Origin of the sequence: Devosia sp., from assembly GCF_034675085.1 — a bacterium.
In the GTDB taxonomy this organism is placed as follows: Bacteria; Pseudomonadota; Alphaproteobacteria; order Rhizobiales; family Devosiaceae; genus Devosia.
Genome location: NZ_JAUCDN010000430.1, coordinates 1 through 2,181, shown reverse-complemented (window position 1 = coordinate 2,181; position 2,181 = coordinate 1). Strand labels below are relative to the sequence as shown.

General features: G+C 67.2%; 1 protein-coding gene and 1 pseudogene. Both read left to right on the top strand.

Going from position 1 to position 2,181, the window contains the following annotated elements; all coding sequences use genetic code 11:
• The first annotated feature begins 88 nt into the window (after nt 1-88).
• Nucleotides 89-1,480 carry a UDP-N-acetylmuramoyl-tripeptide--D-alanyl-D-alanine ligase gene (locus tag VDP82_RS17355; RefSeq protein WP_323016073.1) on the top strand — a complete coding sequence of 464 codons (1,392 nt, stop codon included), beginning with the start codon at nt 89-91 and terminating at the stop codon, nt 1,478-1,480.
• A 27-nt stretch (nt 1,481-1,507) separates the two neighbouring features.
• A pseudogene (gene mraY, locus VDP82_RS17350) lies at nt 1,508-2,181 on the top strand (phospho-N-acetylmuramoyl-pentapeptide-transferase); the annotation flags it as partial.

Genomic DNA, 2,181 nt, shown 5'->3' with positions numbered 1-2,181 from the left:
CGCGGCGCGTGGGGCGGGATGCGTGGTCTGTCACCGGATTGCACCTCCCCCCTTGTGGGGGAGGATGGGAGGGGGGTATGCCCCGCAAATGACCCAGCCCCTCTACACCATCGCCGACATCCTCGCCGCCACCAATGGCACTGCGCCGGGCCTCGACCCTGCTGCCCCGATCAATTCCGTCTCCATCGACTCGCGCGAGCTTGGTCCCGATGCCCTCTTCGTCGCCATCAGGGGCGATCGTTTCGACGGGCATGATTTCGTCGCCACCGCGCTTCAGAACGGCGCCGCCGCCGCGCTGGTCAGCCGCGATCCCGGCCCGGGGCGCATCCTGGTGCCCGATGCTCTCAAGGGGCTCGAGGACATTGCCCGCGCCGCCCGTGCCCGCAGCGCGGCAAGAATCGTCGGCGTCACCGGCAGCGTCGGCAAGACCACCACCAAGGAGGCCATCCGCCTGGTGTTCGAGGCCGCCGGGCCCACCCATGCTTCGATCAAGAGCTTCAACAATCACTGGGGCGTGCCGCTGATGCTGGCACGGCTGCCCGAGGGGGCGCAATTCGGCGTCTTCGAGATGGGCATGAGCGGCCCCGACGAAATCCGCCCGCTCTCGAAGCTGGTGCGGCCCCATATCGGCGTCATCACCACCATCGCCCCGGCGCATCTGGAAGCCTTTGGCAGCCTTGACGGCATCGCCCGCGCCAAGGCGGAAATCTTCGAGGGGCTGGAGCCCGGCGGCACCGCCGTGCTCAATGCCGACCATGCCCAGATCGGGCTGCTGCGCCAATTGGCCGAGGCGGCGGGCGTCGGCGTCGTCACCTATGGCGAGGCCGAGGGCAGCGACTGGCGCCTTGGTGACATCGCGCTGTCCGCCGAGGGCAGTACCGCCCGCGTCAGCCATGGGGGCGTGGATTATCCCCTCGTCCTGAACGTGCCCGGCCGCCACATGCTGGCCAATGCCACCGCCGCCCTTGCCGTTGCCCATCTGGCGGCCATTGCGCCGGAACGGGCCCTTGCCGCCCTGGCCGGCTTCGGCGCACAGGCCGGGCGCGGGGCGCGCCTGCTGCTGGGGCCGGCGGAAAACCCGCTGCTGCTCATCGATGAAAGCTACAATGCCAATACCGCCTCCATGCAGGCGGCGTTGGGGGTTTTCGCGGCCCAAAACGCCCCGGATGGGCGCAAGGTCCTCATCCTGGGCGACATGCGCGAGTTGGGACCGCAATCGGGGGCGCTGCATGCCAGCCTTGCGGCGCCGGTGCTGGCCTCGGGGGCGGAGCGGATTTATCTGGTCGGCGCTGAGATGGCGGCGCTGGCCGAGGCGCTGGGGCCGGGGCGGGTCGCCGCCCATGCCGCCAGCGCCGGCGAGATGGCGGAGATCGTGCTCAACGATCTTGCGCGGGGCGACGCAGTTATGGTCAAAGGGTCCAACGGTGTGGGGCTGATGGGCATCGTGCAGAAAATCCGCGAGCGGTTCGAGAGAACCTGACCCCGCGCAAAGAGGATTTCCCCCTTCATGCTGTATTTTCTCGGCCAGCTGAGCGAAACGCTGTCGGCGTTCAACGTCTTCCGCTACATCACCTTCCGCACCGCCGGCGCGGTGATCACGGCGCTGTTCTTCGTCTTCCTGTTCGGCCCAGGCATGATTGCGCTGCTGCGCGTCAAGCAGGGCAGGGGCCAGCCGATCCGCGAGGACGGGCCGGCGGGGCACCTCCTCACCAAGAAGGGCACCCCGACCATGGGCGGGCTGATGATCCTTTCGGGCGCGGTGATTTCCACCCTGCTCTGGGCCAATCTTTCCAATGGCTATGTGTGGGTGGTGCTGTTCGTCACCGTGGGGTTCGGCGCCATCGGCTTTTACGACGACTATCTCAAGGTCAAGCGCATGAGCCATGCCGGCTTCGGCGGCAAGCAGCGCCTGCTGCTCGAAGCGCTGATCGGGGGCATTGCCGCATTCGCCATTTCGCAGCTAGCCCAGGGCGCCTATGGCACCTCGCTGCTCTTTCCCTTCGTCAAGGATCTCGCCCTCAATCTGGGCTATTTCTACATTCTCTTCGGCGGCTTCGTCGTGGTGGCGGCGGGCAATTCGGTCAATCTCACCGATGGTCTGGATGGCCTGGCCATCGTGCCGGTCATGGTCGCCGCCGCCTGTTTCGCGCTGATCGCCTATCTGGTCGGCAGCGTGAATTT

What these genes read in the sequence shown, in the direction of transcription:
- VDP82_RS17355 (WP_323016073.1), top strand. Translation starts at nt 89, where the DNA reads ATGACCCAGCCCCTCTACACCATCGCCGACATCCTCGCCGCCACCAAT.